Here is a 379-nt window from a genome sequence, read left to right as displayed (position 1 = left end):
GATAGCATCAGTGTACTCAACGATGGCACTGCACGCTTTGCAGTGACGGCAAATGACGGGTCATGGCAAGAGGTGGTGAGCCTTGAAGTACTTTCTCCTCGCACTGCACCAAGCATTACATGGCAGCTGGATAGCAATGGTGACCTGCAAGTGGCGGGCATCAATGGCGATAACAATCATGTCAGCTTGAGTTATCAAGGTATGGATTCGAGCTTAACGATGCTGACCCGTTTGCCCGTTGATCGCACTGCCAGCGATACCATTTCTTGGTCAGTGATCAAAGACGGTGTGCGCTTCTCTGATGTCGCCAGTCAAGATGTGGTGGACGTGGTGAATCCATTAGCCGTTGCGAATTTGGCGGCGCGCGTGGCTGACACTA

General features: G+C 52.2%; 1 protein-coding gene. It reads left to right on the top strand.

Annotation, left to right across the window (positions count from 1 at the left end; genetic code table 11):
• Positions 1–379, top strand: a 379-nt coding sequence (locus tag ACTRWI_RS22725) for a hypothetical protein (RefSeq protein ID WP_499133944.1), incomplete at both ends; no start/stop codon positions are given.

The sequence above is a fragment of the Pseudoalteromonas sp. G5_S1_14_S5 genome (genome assembly GCF_054968605.1).
The sequence above is the reverse complement of the archived record's forward strand: the minus strand, read 5'-3'. Positions and strand labels throughout refer to the sequence as shown.